The sequence below is a fragment of the Thalassoroseus sp. genome, from assembly GCF_984380535.1.
In genome coordinates this window covers 146,921-165,391 of sequence record NZ_CFHRBF010000012.1, presented here as the reverse complement: position 1 = coordinate 165,391, position 18,471 = coordinate 146,921, and the positions used below count along the sequence as shown (strand labels likewise).

Here is an 18,471-nt window from a genome sequence, read left to right as displayed (position 1 = left end):
TCGAATCCTTTTGATCAATTGTGTCCAATGATCCGACTCGGAATAAGCATCCTCCTCGCATGTTCGGCGTGTGTCGCGTACGCTGAGGAACTGGCGTTTCGAACCGACGAAAGCGCGGACGACAAACTACCGTGGTTTCAGTTGGTTGAAGGGGGGTTTCCGCCGGAAGGGTCGGCTCACTATTTTTCGGGGGAGTTGTTCGACGTCGATCACATCGAACGACAATTCGTCATGCGGGTCGACCGAACGGACAGCCAAAACCGCAGCCATTTTGATTTGCCCGTAGCGGCTCGCATGATTCCTTACGGGTCGGTCACGTATCACGGCGCTCCTGCCGCTCTCAAAGATGTGCCATTGGGCACGCATCTGCATGGTTGGTTCTACGTCAAAGATCCCAACGACAAAACTAAGCCGCTCGAAATCTTTCACAATCGCCGAAGTTACGAAGCCGACTTCACCCGGTGTTTTCGCCTGGAAGATGATTTTAGTTATCGAGTGCGGCGGAAGGAAATTTGGCGGATCGAAGAGGTTAACACCGACGAGAACCAACTCACCGTGCAACTGATGCGCGACGGCAAACCCGTTGGCAAGCCGGAGACCTACGACCTGCAAGAAAGCACACGGGTTTGGCAGGGACGTGGTTTCACGACGTTTGATGATCTCCAAAAGGGCCAACTGGTCCAGTTCAATATCACCTGGGCGACGTTGTATGGTCCGGGGCGGATTGTGGAAATCTGGTTGGACGAGGAAAGCCGTTCACTCGCCACCGAGCACCAACTGAAGAAACATCGGCTCTACATCCGTCAGCGAGGACTTGCCGGTTGGGTGGATGCCGTCGACAACAAAAACCGCGTGGTCACCGTCACATTTTTCGGTGGTGTCGACCCGACTCTATTCGATGACTTGCAGAAAGGCGGGTCCGTCGGTGTTGCAGTCGCGCTGGAGAATACCCGCACTTACGATCCCGTCAACGATCGCAAACGCGGACCAATTCTCGACATCAAAACCGTGCCAGTTGAACCCGGAAGCAGCGGCGTACAGATTCAGGTCCAGCCGGATTTGCTGTTGGAAGGGTATCGACCGAAACGCATCGTGCGTGTGTTCCCCGGCAACTGGCCCGTTATTGCCTTGCCTCGTGAGGAAGAATTCTTCGGGCGTTAAATGGCCGTGCGATGTCGGTGAAAAATCGCTAACATTCATGGATGAACGATTTTGTACTGAACCCCCTCAATCCGCATGAACGTTGGATGCGAGCCGCCTTGGATCTCGCGCAAGTCGCATTCGAACAAGACGAAGTTCCCGTCGGTGCGGTCATCGTCCATGGGGACCGAATCATCGGCGAAGGTTACAACCAAAGGGAAACACTTTGCGATCCGACGGCTCATGCCGAGATGATCGCACTCACTCAAGCCGCCGAGGAACTTGGATCATGGCGGCTTGAAGATTGCACACTGTATGTGACACTCGAACCCTGCCCGATGTGTGCGGGGGCAATTCTGCAATCCCGGGTGCCTCGTGTCGTGTACGGAACAGACGACCCAAAAGCCGGCGCGTGCGATTCCATGTTTCAACTGCTTAGCGATTCGCGTTTGAATCACCAGTCAGCGACTCTGGCGGGCGTGTTGCAACATGAATGCGCGGAAATTCTGCGGTCTTTCTTCCGACAACAACGCGCACTCGGGAAGAAGTAACACTACTGCCGTGATTGGGGCGGATGTGTTTCCAGGTAGCCCACGAGTTGCCTCATGGAATCACAGTAGATCGCAAACGGCATTTCTCGTCGAAGTTCGGGACTGAGTTTCGCGCCCCCAACGATGAGGGGAATTTTCCGCGAACGGGCTTCGTCGGATAATCGTTGAATACCGGTCAGGAATTGTTGTTCGTCCACGATGTGAGAGACACTCAGCCAAAATAAAGCTGGCTGATGCTTTTGAATCGCATCGCACAAAGTATCGAATGGCAACGATGTTCCCAGCAAAGTGGCTCGAACGCCGTGTGTTCGCAGCATGAGCTCAACCATTGTCGTTGGCAAGACATACTGATCGCCTTCGATAGTCCCGCCAACTGCAATCACACTTGATTCGACAGCCGGGAGACTCTGGCGAAGTTCATGCAGGATTCGCAGTACAATCTGCACGCCGAGACGCTCCTGATGAACCGCCACGTCGCCGCAGTCCCACTGTTGCCCGATATCACTCATCGCCGGAGCAATCACTCCATCGAAGATGTGGTCCAACGATTGCCCGCCGAGATAGAGATCCCAAATGATCTGACGGGCAAGTTCCTCGCGTCCCTTCACTAATGCATCGACGAATTTTTCACGTGTCGAGAGGGCATCCGAACTTCCCTGCCCGCTGTTCTTTGGCAGTCCCAAAATCCCCGGATCGGCTAACTCGTGACCATTCTTCCGTATGAACTCGAGTACCGACGAACGCGGGAGACGCCGATGGCCACCTCCGGTTCGGACTGTTTCAATAATCCCACGATCGCACCAGCGTTTCAATGACGATTCACTGACGCCAATGGCCTGAGCGACTTGTCGGGGTGTAAGGTTTTCGCGGACGGATTGACTCATATCGTGACCGATTTGGTCGGTTTTTAAGAGTGGGTTGAGGGACAACTTTATCATAGGCCAAAGATATCAACCCAGGCCAGCCCAAAAAACGCTTGGTTTTGGCGAAATTTCCGACCTTGACCAAAAATGAACGATTCGAACGTTTTTGTGTTGACCTCAAAGTTTGGCTGCATAGTATGAGGGTGAACGATTTGAACGTTTTTACGGGTCGGTCATCACTGCGGCCCATTTCTGGAAACATTTTGTGCGACTCGAACCATGTCCAATACCACCAAGCCCGCCAGACAAGAGACAACTCCCGCGACGGACCGCCGAAATTGCCAAGAGATCGAGTCTCGAAAACTCAGTTACATCGACAGCCCAGAATTCAAAAAACAAAACGCCAAGACGAAAATCCTCGGTCAACGCGAACATGTGGAATCGCCTAGGCGTCGACGGAACAAACGCCCCGACAATATCCCGGCTTACTTCGCCTCGTTGTACGAAACCCCCTTGCTCACGGTGGACGAGGAAGTTGACCTTTTTCGCCGGTTTAACTTTTTGAAGTACCAAGCGGAGAAGCTGCGAAAAGGGCTAGAAACGAACGGTTACGACGCCGAGACTATTCGGGAAATCGATTCGCTGATGGCCCAGTCGCATGAGGCGTGGAACGAGTTGGTGCAAGCGAATCTCCGGTTGGTGGTTTCGATTGCACGTCGATTTGTCGACGTTTCGCACACCTTCGACGATCTTGTTTCGGATGGACAAGTGGCTTTGATGAATGCGATCGAAAAGTTCGATTACTCGCGTGGTTTTCGGTTCAGCACATATGCCACTCATGCGATTCAGCGGACGTTCTACCGGCGAATCAAAAAGAAGCAACGGGAGTCTGGCCGTGTTTCGCAAGCATCGGCGGATCTCATGGAAGAATTGCCCGATCTGTCGGACTCGGCGGAGGAAGAACATGCAGATTTGTCACAAATTCGAAATCTCTATTCGCTGATTTCGAGCGAACTCGATGAGCGGGAACAGCTGATTCTGAAAGCACGCTTTGGATTGGGTGACGAGTCGGAATCCAACACGCTGCGTGCAATCGGTCAGCGTTTGGGGATCAGCAAAGAACGTGTCCGCCAAATTCAGATTCGGGCCATCGAAAAATTGCAAGAACAACTCCAGCCGATCAGCAGTATGGCAACTGTCTAGTCTGTCAGTGAGGACAGACTCATCGCGTCTAGCTTTTGCCTGAAAGTTTGCGAGTTAGTGAAACTTTGCGCTTGGCTATCTGAAAGTCTACGAAAATGCGGTTTGCAGATTGTGGCTTCCTCCGACGGCGGATCACTTTGAGTGATACGTTTGGGTGTCACGGCGATAGCGTTGCACATTCGCCCCAACCGAATTCGGAGATCCCGCATGCCGTCACTACGGACCAGTCTTTCGACCTTGATACTCACAGGCTTTTTGTTTGGCACTGCCGCTGCTGCTGACCCGCCACCTTATCCTCATGGCTTGATTCCAACGCCGGAACCGTCTTGGGAGTCTGGCCCAGTAGAACATAACCCTGTCCCGCATAACGGTCCGCCGCCCTCTTGGACAGAACCACGTCCGCAAGCCTGGACCACCATGCCGCCACCGGGAACTCTTGGGCAAACGTACGCTCGTCCCTCGGCATTGATCCCCCGCGACGAACACCCACGCACAGCACGAATCGAGATCGAAGGCGTGACGGCGAAATACGTCGATGTTGTCGGGTTGGTCGATTTCGAAGGCTTCCGCGATCGCGACGGTGTCTGGCACTTCAAAAGCAAACGGCCATTGACGCCAGGCGTTCCTCATATTTATGAGGTCATCGCATTCGATGGTGATCCTGGCGTCGGTGAAGATTCTCGCGTCGTTCGCATGATTCCTGGTCGAATCGTGACACTCTCTTATTAGCGAACGGAACTTCTGATCGGAGTGGTCTCTGCCTCGTTGCAACCGGTCGATAACGACTCGCTCGTCAATGTCTCGGACGCAAACGAGCGGACTTGGGTTTCAGTCGGAGTGGTTTTGTGGCGGTTTGGAATATGTCCGCTGACTACATTCACTGAAGCGACGTCGTTACAATGCCTCGCGGTTTGGAATGCTAGATCGTGTCGAGTTTAAGTGGAGCGGCTGACACTAGGACCTGCCTAGTTGCAAACGCGATCCACAAACAAAACACGTTCTAGTTGACGTGAATCACCCATCCGGCCGAAACTTTCCTGCGAGGGAGACCCATGCTCCGTTATGATGCCACCGACGCACTCAAAGTGTTGCCGGAAGACCAAGTTCAAGACGCACAAAACCAACTCCTCGAGAAACGCACCGAAGTGTTTCGCGATGCCGAGTTGTGGGCCGAGAAAGGTTCAGGGGCCGAAGAGGAAACCGGCAAGTCACCGCTCGATGCCGGTTTCCTGATGTGGCCGAAAGAACGGTTAGCGGACTACGAAGCGGACCCGAACGGCTCGCTTGTCGGGCAGATTCAACAAGCCGCCAAAGCGATTCAAGCCGAAGCGGACCGGTTCGTGATTTTGGGAATTGGCGGTTCGTACATGGGCGCGCGAGCGATGTTCGAATCGCTGTGCGTGCCTTATCACAACGAGTTGCCAAGTGCCTCCCGGCAATCCGGCGAGACGACGATCCCGCGAATTTATTTCGAGGGAAACAATCTCGACAACGACACGACGACCGGTTTGCTCGATCTGTTGAGCGCGACCTGCAAAGACACATCTGACCGTGATCAACGTTGGGCGTTGTCGGTCATCAGTAAATCTGGAGGCACACTCGAAACCGCGGTTTCTTTCCGTTTGTTCCGGCAAGCGCTCGAGAACTATTACGGTGCCGATTCGGAAGACAGCCGGAAATTGGTGATTCCGATTACGGGCGAAACCGGCAAGCTGCGAAGTCTTTCGAATGAGCGTGGCTACCCAACGATTTTCCCGATTCCCGATGGTATCGGCGGTCGATTTTCTGTGCTGACCGCGGTCGGATTGCTGCCGGCGGCGGTGATGGGAATCGATATCGTCGAGCTATTACGGGGAGCGGCCGATATCACCGATCAGTTCCGCACTGCAGGTCCGAACGAGAACCCCGTTCTCGACTATACCGCCGTCTGTCACATTGCGGAGAACCAGGGCTTGATGACGCGAGTCCTCACGACTTGGGGGGCTCGACTGGAATCAGTTGGTTTGTGGTATGATCAGTTGTTGGCTGAAAGTCTTGGGAAGGAAGATCAAGGCGCGTTGCCGCTGACGGTGGTCAACACACGTGACTTGCATAGCCGCGGGCAGCAACATCAGGAAGGTTGTCCCGACAAATTATTCACGAACTTGATTGCCGAAGAACCAAGTAGCGATCCGCTCGCACTTCCCAAAGCGACACGGAACGAAGACGAGCTTAATCAACACGCAGGCAAAACGATGCCGCGATTCTTGCGGGCGGCGATCGAAGGCACCAATCAAGCGTATCGCGAAGTCGAGCGACCGACCGCAGACTTGATCATGCCAAAACTCGACGCTTACCACATTGGCCAGACATTTCAGATGTTCATGCTCGCCACGGTGTTGGAAGGGCAACTCATCGACATCAACCCTTATGGCCAACCGGGAGTCGAGGCTTACAAGAAGTTCATGAAGGAAAATCTGGAAAACGGTTGAGGTGAAAGACCGTTTCAGTTGCCGAACTCAAATGGGGACGGTCCGAACTCGCTCGATGAATCTGGAGGGCCGACAGGTTTGGCTGAATGACCGCTGCCACTTCGGTTCACTTCATCGGTGAGGTAGCTCACGAATCGTGGGCTCGCCTGGTTGATGATAATCACTTGGCTTTGGGCCTCTGGTTGATTGAGCGGTCGTACGATACAAATCACTTCTGCATTCCCGACGTTCTTTAGAGCGTCGGGAATTTCTGATTCTTGGCTGGCTTGTGTGAGCGAATTCCGGGTTTCGCCGACGAAATTGTTACGGTCCGTGTGTGAGGCCAATTGTGTCTCGCCGATGGGTTGGTCTTCAAAAAGTTGACCGTAGCCGCAACGACGAAGCAATCCATGAATCGCTTCCAACCCTGCGTATAATCCCCGATGCTCTTTGTAGTTCGAGCGGATGCAAACGCCGACAACTTGACCATCGCTGGAAAACAGCCCGCCACCGGATCGCCCGCGAATTGGCGTTCCGGTGCATTCGACGTTCGCAGGGCCGTCGTATCGGTTTAACGCGGTGACTTGGACATTCTGCACGGACGGATTTTCGCCACCGCCGCAACCGACACTTGTGACCGCCTGGTCAACTTGCAACGCCGTGTTGAAACTGGCGATCTGAGTTTGCGGCAATGGTTTCTCACTGACGACCGAAAGCAGACCGACGTCGGCGTCGAGATCGAAGTCGATCAACTCACCAGGAATCGTGTCGACAGTGCCGTTCTGGAAAACGTCGACCTCGATAACGGCTTCGCTGCTCAGGGTGCGGAATAGGTGGCCGCAGGTCAAAATCAAAAAACGGTCGCCGTCTTGACCGACAACCGTTCCCGAACCAAAGTTCACGCCCTGCTCATCTTGTAGTCGAATCCGAACACTCCAGAGCAAGGGATCGTTGCCAGCAGGCTGCGACGGAGTCGTTGTTGTTTTCTCCAGCGGAATGGTTGTCGCGGCCGCCATTTCAACAGGTTTTCCCTGAGGCGGACGATTCTCTGACGGGGCCGGGAACGGGAAATCGAACGAAGATTTGGAATCGGCTGCTGCGCGAGTCTTTCCTTCACTGCTAGCAACCTGCACAGGGGCTTTTCGTTCGCGGGTCGGTGGCGGTCCGGTCGGAATTTGAGTCAGCATTCGCTTGAGTTGTGCTTCCGCCGTCATCCCAACCGAACGTGTCCGTTCTTTGCCGTCAATCACTAGAACAAAGGCGGGAATACTGCGGACATTGTATTTCTTGGCCAGATCGGGACGCTGATCAATATCGACTTTGACAATGGGATATCCTTGGCGTTTCAATCGAGAAACAACAGGATTCATCTGCTGACAAGGGCCACACCAAGTCGCGGTGAAATCGAGAAGAACTCCGCGGCTGTTTGCCGGTTCCGCACTGATAGCGGACAGCACAATGAGTGCAAGAGCGTTCATCGGTCAACTCCTGGATCGATGTCGAAGAGGTTCGGGCAGAAGTGCCATGCGATATCAGCGAACGTGAAATCGCGTGATGGGAAGCAAGATTCGGTTCAAGCCCAAGTGAGGCAGAACACATACTTCCACTGCCAGAATGGTCGATGCAGGACATCGGGAATTGGATTGACCAACGCGAGAAAACTGAGAGATTGATTCATGGTCCAGGCCTCCTTGCCCGAACGGCCAAGTTTTCACTCGACCGATTGTAAATTGTCCAAGAATCGGCGATCAATTTACAACAGACAATGTCGATCCGTGACGTTGCCGCGTTGTTCAGGCCAGGAGAAACTCGGATCATCCCAGTCAATTGGCCGACGATCAACCGTTACGAAGCTACCATGCAACCGGCATGCCAGACCATCGGTTTTCACAGATTACCGATGGTCGCAATGTTACTTCGAGGGTGGTAGACCGACGTCGAAGGCCATGTAAGGCGTATCGCCGTCTTCTTTCCAGCGGTCGAAGCTGCGAGGTGTGCCGGCGGTCCAGCGATGCATGGTGACCGGACCATAAGGGACCGCGATGGTGTTCAACCCCGGTTTTAACTCATGCCACGTACCATTAACGTTCATACGTGCAGATCGTTCCGTCCAGTTGTACAGCCGCACTTCCGCACTGACCTTGAGCGCCCGACGTAACTCCATTCGTTGCTTGGCATCGGTAAGTAGGGTCGCTGTGGGATCGTTCGTCGAGAGCGTTTGCAACTCATCGCGCAAGTCCTGATTCGCCTTTTCCAGCGTTCGGACCTGATCCTTCAGCAGGACAAGATCGGCGTTCTGTTTCTGCAAGCCATCGACTTTTTGATTTAACTCTGCGATGGTCGCTCGCAGCTCACGAAGGTCCGCCAGCAAGTTTGTCCACTCCGTGATGGTAATCGTCTCTGCATCCGAAGTTACAACGGTTTCCATCGGGTCGGAAGAGGTTTGCGTTGCCGGAGCGACGACCTTTTTGGCGGTCTCGGTCTCCACTTCGGTCTCTGTTTCTTCCGTGTTGGTACCATCGGTATTGGAGCTATCAGGATCGGACGGAGACGGATCGGTTTCGTTCTCGAGAGCCGTCAAAAACTCTGGGGCACCGGGGGCGGAGATGCTCGTGGGAGCCGGGGTTTTTTCGGCGGCAGCCGGTTTCTGTGCGTGCGCAGCCGAACTCAAACCAAGCACGCAAGCAGCCAGGAATGCGAAGTGAATAGAATGAGGTTTTTCGCTCATCAGTCGTTCCCATCTTTTCGAATCCGAGGAAAACTACATCCTCAACAGTAACGATGCTTCACAAACCGACTTTTGTCAATGGCCCACGGTCGGATCATGTCGATTCCATGACATTCGAAACCCGTTCCGGTGAGGCTGACGTGGTCAGGTAAAATATACGGCCAACGGTTGCCGCGTTGCGAACCGTCGGTCGAATGCGGTATACCGGAAACACAACTTGAATGAGTCCCAGTCAATTCGGGACACGGTATGCCCCGGTTGGCTTTAACTAGGAAATACCGTGCCATTTCTCCGGAATCATCGATGAATTTGGATTTCCCCAGGCTCCGTTCGGGCAATGTGTCACTGAGGTATTTCGTCTTGGTGATGTCGATCGTTGGCTTCGGGAAGTTCGAAGCGGTCGCGGAGGAGAAACCCTTCAATCCGCGTGGCATCTCGGGAAGCATCTTGCTACACGGCGGACAAACAGCGGACGAAGATTCGGTCCGGCGGTTTCTGGAATTGGCTGGTGGTGCAGAGCAAGCCAAAGTCGCTGTGCTGACCGGACTCGCCGATGACAACCCCATCGATCCGCTCGCCATCTTGCGTTTCTGGAAAGAACAGGGGGTGAAAGACGTTACGATTTCGCAACCCGACAAGCGGGTGACGCGAAACGATGAGGAACTTCTCGAGCGACTCAAAACCGTGACGGGCGTTTGGATACTCGACGGTTCGCGGGACTCCCTATTGAATGCTTTTGCACGTTCACCCGTTGAAGCTTCCCTAAAGGAGTTGTTGAAACGTGGTGGTGTGGTCGCCGGTATCGGTCGCGGTGCTGAGCTCATCGGTTCACGAGTGCAACTTAATGACCAAGATAGCGTCGCCGGGCTCGATCTACTTCCGGATTCGATGATTCGAACTGACATCGATCAAACATCCAGTGATCTCCGTGTTATGGGCGGTCACGTCGGTTATTCATTGCCGCCGAATGCCGCCTTGTTGGTCGGCTGTGATCCCGGCCAGCTCGATCTCCGGAATCGTCGTGCGTACGGTGGTGGGAATCTGGATCGTGGGCGGACGATCTACACGCTTGGAACGGATCCTGTGACAGTGTCACTGGCGAAGTCTTCGCAGCGTCCGGCGATGTCAGCCCAAGTTCCGCCGAATCGCGTGGTCGATCTGACAGCATTACGCCGCTCGGCTCATGAACGTCACACTAACGATTTTCCGCCTGTGAAGACCGGTGTGCCTGAGGTCCCCAATGGGACTTTGGTCATTATTGGCGGGGGCGGAATGCCGAAGGACATCGTGCAAGCGATCATCGATGCCGCCGGTGGACCGGATGCGAAGTACGTGGTGTTACCAACTGCTGTGCCCGAACTGCTTGCGATGCGGTCGGGAGTGCCTCGATTTTTTCCCCAGTTCGGGGCGCTCGACGTGACCGTGCTTCCGCAGGTCGGACACGAGCAAGTCAGTCGCAAAGCGTACTTGAAGACCATTCGTGAGGCCGACTGCTTGTGGTTCGGCGGTGGTCGACAATGGCGATTTGTCGATGCGTACGCAGGCTCGCCGGCCGTGGACGAATTTCATGCGGTGTTGAAACGCGGCGGTGTCGTGTGTGGAAGTTCGGCGGGGGCCTCCATTCAAGGGGAATACCTCGCCCGCGCTAACCCGCTGGGCAATTTAGACATCATGGCCGAAGGTTACGAACGCGGTTTCGGTTTCCTGCCAGGTGTCGCGATCGATCAGCATTTTTCGCAGCGGAACCGGTTTGACGATCTGTTGCAACTCGTGAAAACGTACCCACAGTTTCTCGGTATCGGAATTGACGAAGCGACCGCTATTATGGTTCGCGGACATGTTGCGACGGTGCTCGGGGATCATCACGTTTTCTTCCTCGACGCGGATCCGATCGATGCAAGCACTCGCCAGGTCCGAGTGACAAAACTTGAAGCAGGGGACCGCTACGACCTCAAACTCAGGCGACATATCCTCGACGAAAAACAACCTGCCGTCGCGGAACCGGCGGCATCACGGAACTTGAAGTCTCAAAGAAATCAGTAGGATTCTAGGAAACAAATCAGCGTGTCAGATTTTCTTCAACTTGCCGGGCGACCGGTACTTGTATTCGGATTGGCAAACCGCAAGAGCGTGGCGTTCCACGTTGGCAAAGTTCTCGCGGAAGCCGGGGCAAAGGTGTTGTATTCCGTTCGCTCACCCGCTCGCAAAGAGTCAGTCCAAAAACTCGTCGGCGACTCGCCGGTGTTCGTCTGCGATTTCGAATATCCGGAGCAGATTGAACAACTCCAAATCGATGTCGCAAACACACTCGACGGTGAGAAACTTCAAGGACTCGTGCATTCGGTGGCGTTTGCCGACTACTCCGCTGGTCCATTGCCGTTTGAACAAACACCACGAAACGCATTTCTGCAAGCCGTCGATGTGTCCTGTTATTCGCTGCTTGCCGTCTCGAATGCGTTTCGGCCCATGCTCGATCCCGAAACCGGGAGTGTGGTCGCGATTTCCATTTCGACAACGCGAATGGCCGCCGAAAACTACGGGTTCATGGCACCCGTGAAAGCGGCTCTCGATTCGTCATTGTGTTTCTTGGCGAAGTCCTTTTCGACGGATTCGAAGGTCCGGTTCAATGCGGTGAGTCCGGGGTTGTTGAAGACAAGTGCGTCGGCGGGAATTCCGGGGTATGTCGATAGCTACTTATTCGCCGAACAAGCGACACTTCGACGGGAAGCCGTCCAGACGGAGGAGGTTGCCAACACGGTGGCGTTCCTGCTCAGCCCGCGTTCGTCCGGTATCAATACGCAGGGGTTAGTCATCGACGCCGGCATGTCGGTCAATTACTTCGACAAGGACATCGTCACCGCTTACCAAAACGGGGCGAAGTAGCCTTACGCTCGCAATTCATTTCTTAACTTGGACGATTTTCGAATCTCATATGTCGACTTCACCTCGATTTCCCCGTCGTCGTCGGACATCCAGCCTCGACCCGACAACCACGTTTTTTCCACCCGCCCATCGGCAAAACTCGGAATGGGAAATCACGCTGTGTGGTGACCTGAGTGATCGGCAGTCGGACTTGATTAGTCGGATCGTCGAACTACCACGGCGAAGTCGTGGCTTGATCTATTTCGATTCCAATGGCGGCAATGTCTATACCGGACTCGGGTTGGCCAGTTTGATCCGCTTACGCGGGTTGCAGGCGATTGGAGTGGTGGCGGGCGAATGTTCTTCCGCCGCCTTGTTTCCATTCGCCGCCTGTCAACAGCGTTACGTAACACCGCATTCCACGTTGTTGTTTCATCCGATTCGATGGCAGAGCGATGAAGACGTGCGTTACGAAGAAGCCGTCGAATGGGCCAGACATTTCAGAACGTTGGAAGTCGATCTCGATCAGTTGTTAGCTCGGTTGTTCGGAATGGATTTCGATCAATTGCAGCAATGGACCCGTCCGGGGCGGTTCATCACTGGGCCTGAGTTGGTCGAAGCCGGTCTTGCAAAAATGGTGAACCTCTTTGACGACGACATCTGGAAGCAGCTCTAACCCGAAACTCCTTTCTCTGATGGCCGTGCATGATCACGCTGAATCGTCTGACAAAATACTATGGGCACGACGTTGTGGCCGTCGAAGACCTATCGCTGTCGGTCACGGGTGGCGAAGTTTATGGGTTACTGGGCCCGAATGGTGCCGGTAAAACGACCACATTGAGGATGGTGCTCGGATTGCTCGAACCGACTCGTGGTGACGCTTCGATTCTGGGGCGTTCGGTGTCCACGGAACCGATGATGGTCAAACGCCAGATCGGTTTGGTGTCGGCCAGCGCGGGGCTGTATCAATGGCTCACGCCACGGGAGATGTTGCATTATTTCGCGACTGCATACGGCTTATCCGCCAGTCGCATTCAGGAACGTACCGAGACGTTGACCGAACTGATGGACCTCGGGCGGTTTCTTGATCGTCGTTGTGCCACTTTAAGCACCGGTCAGAAACAACGAGTGAATCTCGCTCGGGCGTTGGTACACGATCCGCCAGTGGTACTGCTCGACGAACCGACGCGTGGTTTGGATGTCGTGGGTTCGCAGGTCGTGTTCGAATATGCGGCCCTGCTTCGCAGTCAGGGGAAAGCGATCGTTGTGTCGACTCATCAACTCGATGAAGCCGAGCGATTGTGCGACCGATTCGGTTTGTTGCATCGCGGACGGTTGCGATACGAGGGCACACTCCCCGAATTGACCGAGCAAACCGGACGAGGTTCGCTGGTTGAGATGTTTCTGATGTTGCTCGAGAGTGATCATAACCCAGGTGCCGACTCATGACCGCGCTGCCTCCCGAGTCGGACGACGCCACCGACGGAAGACATCTCAATTCGTTCTTGCAACGCGAGTTGATCACCAAGGAACTCCGCGAGACGTTGCGGGATCGACGGACGATCATCACGTTACTGGCGATGCCGATTTTACTGTACCCCATGCTCGGGCTGGGGTTTCGCTTCTTGGCCGTTCAGGAAATCGCACAAGAGAATCCGGAAGTTCGGATCGGTTTGGCGACCGAAGAGGAAGCGACCTGGTTGCGTGACGTGCTCGAACGCGGCGAGGAACTGCTCCAAGCCGAGTCACCCACGAAGAACACGGCGACCGTGCAATACATGATGCTGGAAGATCCCAGCGGAGGTGGATTGCGGGAAAACATCGTCAATGGCCAAGCCGACTTGGGCGTGCGGGTGAGTTTTGACGAAAATCGCCGAGACAATTCCGCGGTAATTACGTTCATTCAGAAGTCGAATTCGAAGTACAGCCAGGATGCCGCCGCGTATGTGGAAGATCGGCTTCGTGTGCTCGAACTCGATCTCCTCACGCAAGTTGTCAAACGAGTGGATCGGAATTTCGATCGTCCTTTCTCGCAGCGGACGGAATGGATCGAAGGCAAAGAGTCGACGTCTGCAATTCTCGGTTTGCTTCCGCTGGTATTGCTGTTGATGACGGTAACGGGCGGGGTGTATCCGGCGATCGATCTCACTGCCGGTGAACGTGAACGCGACACGATGGAAACACTGATGGCAATGCCGATCCCGAAGTTTCGGATTCTGATTGCCAAGTTCGTCGCCGTCTTGACCGTCACGTTGATGACGGGTGTGATGAATCTTGTCGCGATGACTGCGACAGTGTTCGCATTGTCGCTTGAGAACACGTTATTCGGCGAGCAAGGTTTAACGCTGGTGCTGGGCCTTCAGTTGTTCTGGGTGCTGTGCGTATTCGCGGTGTTTTACTCCGCCGTCCTCTTGGTGCTGACGAGTTCCGCCAAGAGTTTCAAAGAGGCTCAAGCATATCTGATTCCCTTGTTGTTAGTTTCGCTCACACCGGGGCTCATCATTTTCCTACCAGGTTGGCAGTTGAATCAGACCACATCCATCGTGCCGGTGATCAATATGTTGTTGCTCGCACGGGGGTTGTTCGAAGGCACTGCCACGTTATTGCCGGCTGCGGTGGCGACGGTTTCGACGTTGCTTTATTCGGTGGCGGCACTCGCGATGGCGGCGAAAGTCTTTGGTGCGGACGCAGTCGCGGTGGGTAGTCGTGGCGGTTGGAACGACTTGATGCAACGCCCGGACTCCGAACAAACTCGCCCGGAATGTGCGACCGTCTTAATGACGATGGCCGCCTTGTTTCCCGCGTTTTTCGTAGCGTCTGGCTTGCTCGGTCGGTTCGCAGGGACTTCGATGATCGTCCGTTTGGTCTCGTCCGGGATTCTCACAGTGACCTTGTTCGCGGTCGTTCCGATCGTCGTCATGATTTGGCGACGTGTCCGGCTTTCGAGCGGACTCGGACTTCACAGGGCATCACCACTCACTTGGCTTGGTGTTGTGCTATTGGGACTGAGCTGTTGGCCGTGGGTGTTTGAACTCGTCGTCTCGCTTCAAAGTTGGACGCTCGCATCACTCGAAGAAGCGAAACGTCAGCAAGTCGAGTCTTTGTTACTCGCTTGGAAAGCGATTCCGTTGCCTATTGTGGTGTTCTGCTTGGGAATTTTGCCCGGGGTTTGCGAGGAGATTTTTTTCCGCGGCTTCTTTATGTCCGGGATCCAGACGCAGGCCAAGGGGCGGGGCAGTATTGTGGCGGCTGCAGTCGCGTTCGGTGTGTTTCATATCGTGCTTGCCGGTGGAGCGGCTCCCGAACGCTTGCTGCCGAGCACACTTATGGGGCTGATCTTAGGTTGGGTTGCGTGGTCGAGTGGGAGTGTTTTGCCGTCGATTGTCATGCACTGTATTCACAACTCGACTCTACTCACGATTGCGTCGTTCCGCGATGAACTGACCGGGTGGGGCTTGGGGAATATTGAACAATCGCATCTGCCGACGGAGTGGCTGGTTGGTTCGCTATTGGGGACGGCCGTCGGGTGTGCGTTCGTGTGGTTTGGCAATCGCGGAAAGGATGCGACGGCATGAGTCGGCATTGGCTCAATCGACTGATTGTCCCAAGATTCGTCTGGGACTTCTGGCGATTCAAGATGACGCTCACCGGGCGAATGCTCTTGGGGTGTATTTTCTTCGCATCCTTTGGGCTGATTACCATTCAAGTGCCGATTTTCTTCACGTATTCGGCTTTGTCAGCCTTGCTGATTTTGGCGTTTCTCGTGGGGTTGCTTTTCCGCCCGCGGGTGCGGTTGGACGTCACCCTCCCAAGTCGTGTTTCCGTCGGGGAATCAGTGAAAGGGCGGGTCCGTGTGACTAATCGTTCCCGATGGCCCGCGTTCGATATTTCCGTGGGCTTCATCGATCTTACCCGAACGCTCAAACATCTTGATCATGAGGTCTCGACCATCGCGATTGGCTCGACAGATTCTGTGGACTTGCCCATCACGATTGAAGCCCATCGCCGGGGATTGCATCAACTCAAAGAATTGCGGGCTTACAGTTCGTTCCCGTTCCACCTGTTTCGGAGCGGGTCTTCGCGGACGCAACTACCGCCGTTGCTGGTGGTGCCCAAGTTCTACCCGTTGACGGATCTCGACGTACCGGCGAACACGCGTCATCAACCGGGCGGAATCGCGCTGACCTCGCGGGTGGGAGAGTCTTCGGAGTACATCGGCAACCGCGACTACGTGCCCGGCGAACCTGTACGGCGGATCGATTTCCGTGCGTGGGCACGCACCGGGCAACCGGTGCTGCGGGAGTATCAAGAGGAGTATTATTGCCGGGTGGCCGTCGTGCTGGACACGCACGTTACTCCGCGAAAGTTTTGGATCGGCTTCAAAAAGTGGGACCATGAATGGTACTTCCCGCACGAAGACGGCCCAGAAACATACGCCGAGTTGGAAGCTGCCATCAGTCTCACGGCTTCGATCGCCGACGCCTTGGGACGCGAAGAGTACCTGATCGATCTCTTCGCCGCCGGTCCGGAATTGTACGCGTTTCGGTCCGGTCGCAATCTGGCTCACTTCGAAAACCTGTTGGAAATCCTCTCGTGTGTAGAAGCGACCCGGGAGAATCCACTCGCAAAAATCACTCCGAGAATCGTCGATGAACTCGGGCAGATTTCGACAGTCATTTGCGTACTGTTGGACTGGGACGAATCGCGACGCGATCTTGCGCGGGCGGCACAGGAAGCGGGCTGCCAACTCAAACGTGTGATCGTTCGCAACGGACCAACCACGTTGCCGTTGGACGATCCGGAATTCGGCCAATGCCCGCAGTTCACGCCGGCCCAGGTTGAATCCGGCGGGATCGAATATTTATAGAACGCGTTCAAACCGAGAAAATGACAAAGCCCCCGTCTGACCAAAACTCGGTCGGACGGGGGCTTAAAATTTCTTAGGACTCGTTTCCCGATCTTCTATGCGGCGCGACGAACGGAGTTCGAGCCCAGCCGTCCGCAGGCGTTCGCAATGCCTTCGACGACGCGGTCTTGCTGTTCGTTGGTCAGCTCTGCGTAAACCGGCAACGCGAGGACTTCCCGGCATGCCCGCTCGGCTTCGGGGAAATCACCGGCTTTGTATCCCAAGCTGGCAAAGCAGGTTTGTTGGTGCAACGCCTTTGGATAGTAAACCGCTGCTCCGATTTGTTGCTCGCGGAGGCTATTTAGCAACGCATCTCGTCGGCCGTCTCCAGGGACTCGGAGGACGTACTGGTTATAGACGTGTGTCCGGTCCGGCAATGTCGGTGGCAGGGTGGCGATGTCGGTCAAACCGTATTGCTCGAACAGTTCCTCATATCGAGCCGCATTGTCACGACGCGCCTCTGACCAGTCATCGAGATGTCGCAGTTTGACCTGCAAAACCGCTGCCTGAAGCGCATCGAGTCGGCTGTTCAATCCGACTTCGATGTGCTCGTACCGCCCGACGTCACCGTGAACACGCAAGCTGCGAAGTCGTGTGGCGAGGTCGGCGTCGTCGGTGGTGACCATGCCACCGTCACCAGCACCGCCGAGGTTTTTCGTCGGGAAGAAACTGAAACATGCCACCGTGCCCAGCACTCCGGTACGACGACCACGATAGGCGGCCCCGATCGCTTGAGCGGCATCTTCAACGATGTTCAATTTGTGTTCGACGGCCAAACGCCACAGCGGTTCCATCTCGGCCGTTTGACCGAACAAGTGAACCGGCATGATGGCACGGGTCCGCTCGGTGATGGCCGCTTCAACCTGAGCCGGGTCGAGATTGAAACCGTCCGGTTCAATGTCGACAAAGACCGGTGTCGCTCCCACGCGGTGAATCGAACTCGCGGTGGCGAAGAACGTAAACGGGGACGTGATGACTTCATCACCGGGACCGATGTCGAGCGCCATCAACGCTAAGATCAATGCATCCGTTCCGGAGGCACAACCGATCGCGTGTCGGTTATCGCAGTACTTTGCGATTTCCTGTTCGAACTCGAGGACGTTGTCGCCGAGCACGAAAGATTGGTTGGCGAAGACGGCTTGAACCGCTTCTTGAACTTCCTGTTCGATCGTTTGATACTGAGCGACCAAATCGATCAACGGAACCGGTGTCGGTGCGTACTGAGAACCCTGAGCCATCAGCGACTCCATTCGCATCAGGATGTCGAAAAGCCGAAATAAGGCGAGAGAAGGGCCGGAAACTATGCGGTTCTGAATTTTGTGTCAAGATGGTTTTGACCGTGGATGCACCGCACATATCAATTTTCGCCGAGACGTTCTTTCCGGCCACTGCTGGGATTTGGTTTTGGAGTTCGGTAAAATGTTTGGAATCAATTCCTCACTACACTGAGAACAAATATGTCCAAGCCGAAGAAACCCGCATCTATAAAGAAGTTATTTGTGCTGACCGCCATCTGGTTCGTTGTCATGATCGGCGGCGGATTGCTGGTGATGTTCTTGACGATCGATAAAAGTGCTCCCAACCGGGTCACGCAAGCGAAAGTCGAGAAACTCGGCACGGGGATTGGGACTCTGACCGGTATCGGTGCAGCGGTAATTTGGTTGCCATTCGCCTACCGCAAGGGCAAGGAGAGACGCGAGGAAGCCGAGCGGAAAAAAGTCGCCAAGCAAAAACGTCCCCGGAAGTAGCCTCCTGCGGATTCGATCAT

General features: G+C 54.9%; 16 protein-coding genes. 12 read left to right on the top strand and 4 right to left on the bottom strand.

The genetic code is table 11. The features are described 5' to 3' along the window. Positions 1 to 27: 27 nt before the first annotated feature. Complete coding sequence (locus tag AC5DDB_RS17685) at positions 28 to 1,161, top strand: hypothetical protein (RefSeq protein ID WP_491741073.1); 1,134 nt, start codon at positions 28 to 30, stop codon at positions 1,159 to 1,161. Positions 1,162 to 1,202: 41 nt separating this feature from the next. Then, positions 1,203 to 1,691 carry a tRNA adenosine(34) deaminase TadA gene (gene tadA, locus AC5DDB_RS17680; protein WP_491741072.1) on the top strand — a complete coding sequence of 163 codons (489 nt, stop codon included), beginning with the start codon at positions 1,203 to 1,205 and terminating at the stop codon, positions 1,689 to 1,691. 2 nt (positions 1,692 to 1,693) lie between these two features. On the opposite strand, the gene AC5DDB_RS17675 is transcribed toward tadA, so the two are convergent. Further along, entirely contained in the window at positions 1,694 to 2,575 is an 882-nt protein-coding gene (locus tag AC5DDB_RS17675; RefSeq protein ID WP_491741071.1) for a cobalamin B12-binding domain-containing protein, read from the bottom strand. Positions 2,576 to 2,833: 258 nt separating this feature from the next. Here AC5DDB_RS17675 and AC5DDB_RS17670 point away from each other — a divergent pair, with 258 nt between their 5' ends. From AC5DDB_RS17670 to AC5DDB_RS17660, 3 genes are all read left to right on the top strand, one after another. After that, positions 2,834 to 3,757: a sigma-70 family RNA polymerase sigma factor gene (locus AC5DDB_RS17670; protein WP_491741070.1), complete on the top strand. Its 924-nt coding sequence runs from the start codon at positions 2,834 to 2,836 to the stop codon at positions 3,755 to 3,757. 207 nt (positions 3,758 to 3,964) lie between these two features. Beyond that, positions 3,965 to 4,486 (top strand): hypothetical protein, encoded by a 522-nt coding sequence (locus AC5DDB_RS17665; protein WP_491741069.1) that lies wholly within the window; start codon positions 3,965 to 3,967, stop codon positions 4,484 to 4,486. 323 nt (positions 4,487 to 4,809) lie between these two features. Then, positions 4,810 to 6,228 (top strand): phosphoglucose isomerase-related protein, encoded by a 1,419-nt coding sequence (locus AC5DDB_RS17660; protein ID WP_491741068.1) that lies wholly within the window; start codon positions 4,810 to 4,812, stop codon positions 6,226 to 6,228. A 14-nt stretch (positions 6,229 to 6,242) separates the two neighbouring features. On the opposite strand, the gene AC5DDB_RS17655 is transcribed toward AC5DDB_RS17660, so the two are convergent. Both AC5DDB_RS17655 and AC5DDB_RS17650 read right to left on the bottom strand, forming a co-directional pair. After that, positions 6,243 to 7,685, bottom strand: a complete 1,443-nt coding sequence (locus AC5DDB_RS17655) for a trypsin-like peptidase domain-containing protein (RefSeq protein ID WP_491741067.1) — start codon at positions 7,683 to 7,685, stop codon at positions 6,243 to 6,245. 434 nt (positions 7,686 to 8,119) lie between these two features. Beyond that, on the bottom strand, positions 8,120 to 8,935 hold the full coding sequence (locus tag AC5DDB_RS17650) for a hypothetical protein (protein WP_491741066.1): 816 nt from the start codon (positions 8,933 to 8,935) through the stop codon (positions 8,120 to 8,122). 303 nt (positions 8,936 to 9,238) lie between these two features. Between AC5DDB_RS17650 and AC5DDB_RS17645 the strand changes: the two genes are divergently transcribed. Genes AC5DDB_RS17645 through AC5DDB_RS17620 form a run of 6 tightly spaced genes read left to right on the top strand, consistent with a single transcriptional unit; the run spans position 9,239 to position 16,664 of the window. Beyond that, positions 9,239 to 10,978 (top strand): Type 1 glutamine amidotransferase-like domain-containing protein, encoded by a 1,740-nt coding sequence (locus AC5DDB_RS17645; RefSeq protein ID WP_491741065.1) that lies wholly within the window; start codon positions 9,239 to 9,241, stop codon positions 10,976 to 10,978. Between the two features lie 21 nt (positions 10,979 to 10,999). Beyond that, positions 11,000 to 11,818, top strand: a complete 819-nt coding sequence (locus AC5DDB_RS17640; RefSeq protein WP_491741064.1) for an enoyl-ACP reductase FabI — start codon at positions 11,000 to 11,002, stop codon at positions 11,816 to 11,818. 49 nt (positions 11,819 to 11,867) lie between these two features. Further along, a complete protein-coding gene (locus tag AC5DDB_RS17635; RefSeq protein WP_491741063.1) occupies positions 11,868 to 12,473 on the top strand; it encodes a ClpP family protease in 606 nt (201 codons plus the stop codon). A 29-nt stretch (positions 12,474 to 12,502) separates the two neighbouring features. Then, complete coding sequence (locus AC5DDB_RS17630) at positions 12,503 to 13,246, top strand: ABC transporter ATP-binding protein (RefSeq protein ID WP_491741062.1); 744 nt, start codon at positions 12,503 to 12,505, stop codon at positions 13,244 to 13,246. Beyond that, on the top strand, positions 13,243 to 15,372 hold the full coding sequence (locus AC5DDB_RS17625) for an ABC transporter permease subunit/CPBP intramembrane protease (RefSeq protein ID WP_491741061.1): 2,130 nt from the start codon (positions 13,243 to 13,245) through the stop codon (positions 15,370 to 15,372). Before AC5DDB_RS17630 ends, AC5DDB_RS17625 begins: the two co-directional genes overlap by 4 nt. Further along, complete coding sequence (locus AC5DDB_RS17620) at positions 15,369 to 16,664, top strand: DUF58 domain-containing protein (RefSeq protein WP_491741060.1); 1,296 nt, start codon at positions 15,369 to 15,371, stop codon at positions 16,662 to 16,664. The genes AC5DDB_RS17625 and AC5DDB_RS17620 overlap by 4 nt, the downstream gene beginning before the upstream one ends. A gap of 95 nt (positions 16,665 to 16,759) precedes the next feature. Here the strand turns inward: AC5DDB_RS17620 and AC5DDB_RS17615 are convergent, their stop codons facing one another. Next, positions 16,760 to 17,941: a DegT/DnrJ/EryC1/StrS family aminotransferase gene (locus AC5DDB_RS17615; protein WP_491741059.1), complete on the bottom strand. Its 1,182-nt coding sequence runs from the start codon at positions 17,939 to 17,941 to the stop codon at positions 16,760 to 16,762. Positions 17,942 to 18,160: 219 nt separating this feature from the next. Between AC5DDB_RS17615 and AC5DDB_RS17610 the strand changes: the two genes are divergently transcribed. After that, entirely contained in the window at positions 18,161 to 18,451 is a 291-nt protein-coding gene (locus AC5DDB_RS17610) for a hypothetical protein (protein ID WP_491741058.1), read from the top strand. Positions 18,452 to 18,471 lie beyond the last annotated feature (20 nt).

Excerpts from the sequence above, each read along its gene's own strand:
- AC5DDB_RS17685 (WP_491741073.1), top strand. The coding sequence starts at position 28 with ATGATCCGACTCGGAATAAGCATCCTCCTCGCATGTTCGGCGTGTGTC.
- tadA (WP_491741072.1), top strand. The coding sequence starts at position 1,203 with ATGAACGATTTTGTACTGAACCCCCTCAATCCGCATGAACGTTGGATG.
- AC5DDB_RS17675 (WP_491741071.1), bottom strand. The coding sequence starts at position 2,575 with ATGAGTCAATCCGTCCGCGAAAACCTTACACCCCGACAAGTCGCTCAG.
- AC5DDB_RS17670 (WP_491741070.1), top strand. The coding sequence starts at position 2,834 with ATGTCCAATACCACCAAGCCCGCCAGACAAGAGACAACTCCCGCGACG.
- AC5DDB_RS17665 (WP_491741069.1), top strand. The coding sequence starts at position 3,965 with ATGCCGTCACTACGGACCAGTCTTTCGACCTTGATACTCACAGGCTTT.
- AC5DDB_RS17660 (WP_491741068.1), top strand. The coding sequence starts at position 4,810 with ATGCTCCGTTATGATGCCACCGACGCACTCAAAGTGTTGCCGGAAGAC.
- AC5DDB_RS17655 (WP_491741067.1), bottom strand. The coding sequence starts at position 7,685 with ATGAACGCTCTTGCACTCATTGTGCTGTCCGCTATCAGTGCGGAACCG.
- AC5DDB_RS17650 (WP_491741066.1), bottom strand. The coding sequence starts at position 8,935 with ATGAGCGAAAAACCTCATTCTATTCACTTCGCATTCCTGGCTGCTTGC.
- AC5DDB_RS17645 (WP_491741065.1), top strand. The coding sequence starts at position 9,239 with ATGAATTTGGATTTCCCCAGGCTCCGTTCGGGCAATGTGTCACTGAGG.
- AC5DDB_RS17635 (WP_491741063.1), top strand. The coding sequence starts at position 11,868 with ATGTCGACTTCACCTCGATTTCCCCGTCGTCGTCGGACATCCAGCCTC.
- AC5DDB_RS17630 (WP_491741062.1), top strand. The coding sequence starts at position 12,503 with ATGATCACGCTGAATCGTCTGACAAAATACTATGGGCACGACGTTGTG.
- AC5DDB_RS17625 (WP_491741061.1), top strand. The coding sequence starts at position 13,243 with ATGACCGCGCTGCCTCCCGAGTCGGACGACGCCACCGACGGAAGACAT.
- AC5DDB_RS17620 (WP_491741060.1), top strand. The coding sequence starts at position 15,369 with ATGAGTCGGCATTGGCTCAATCGACTGATTGTCCCAAGATTCGTCTGG.
- AC5DDB_RS17615 (WP_491741059.1), bottom strand. The coding sequence starts at position 17,941 with ATGGCTCAGGGTTCTCAGTACGCACCGACACCGGTTCCGTTGATCGAT.
- AC5DDB_RS17610 (WP_491741058.1), top strand. The coding sequence starts at position 18,161 with ATGTCCAAGCCGAAGAAACCCGCATCTATAAAGAAGTTATTTGTGCTG.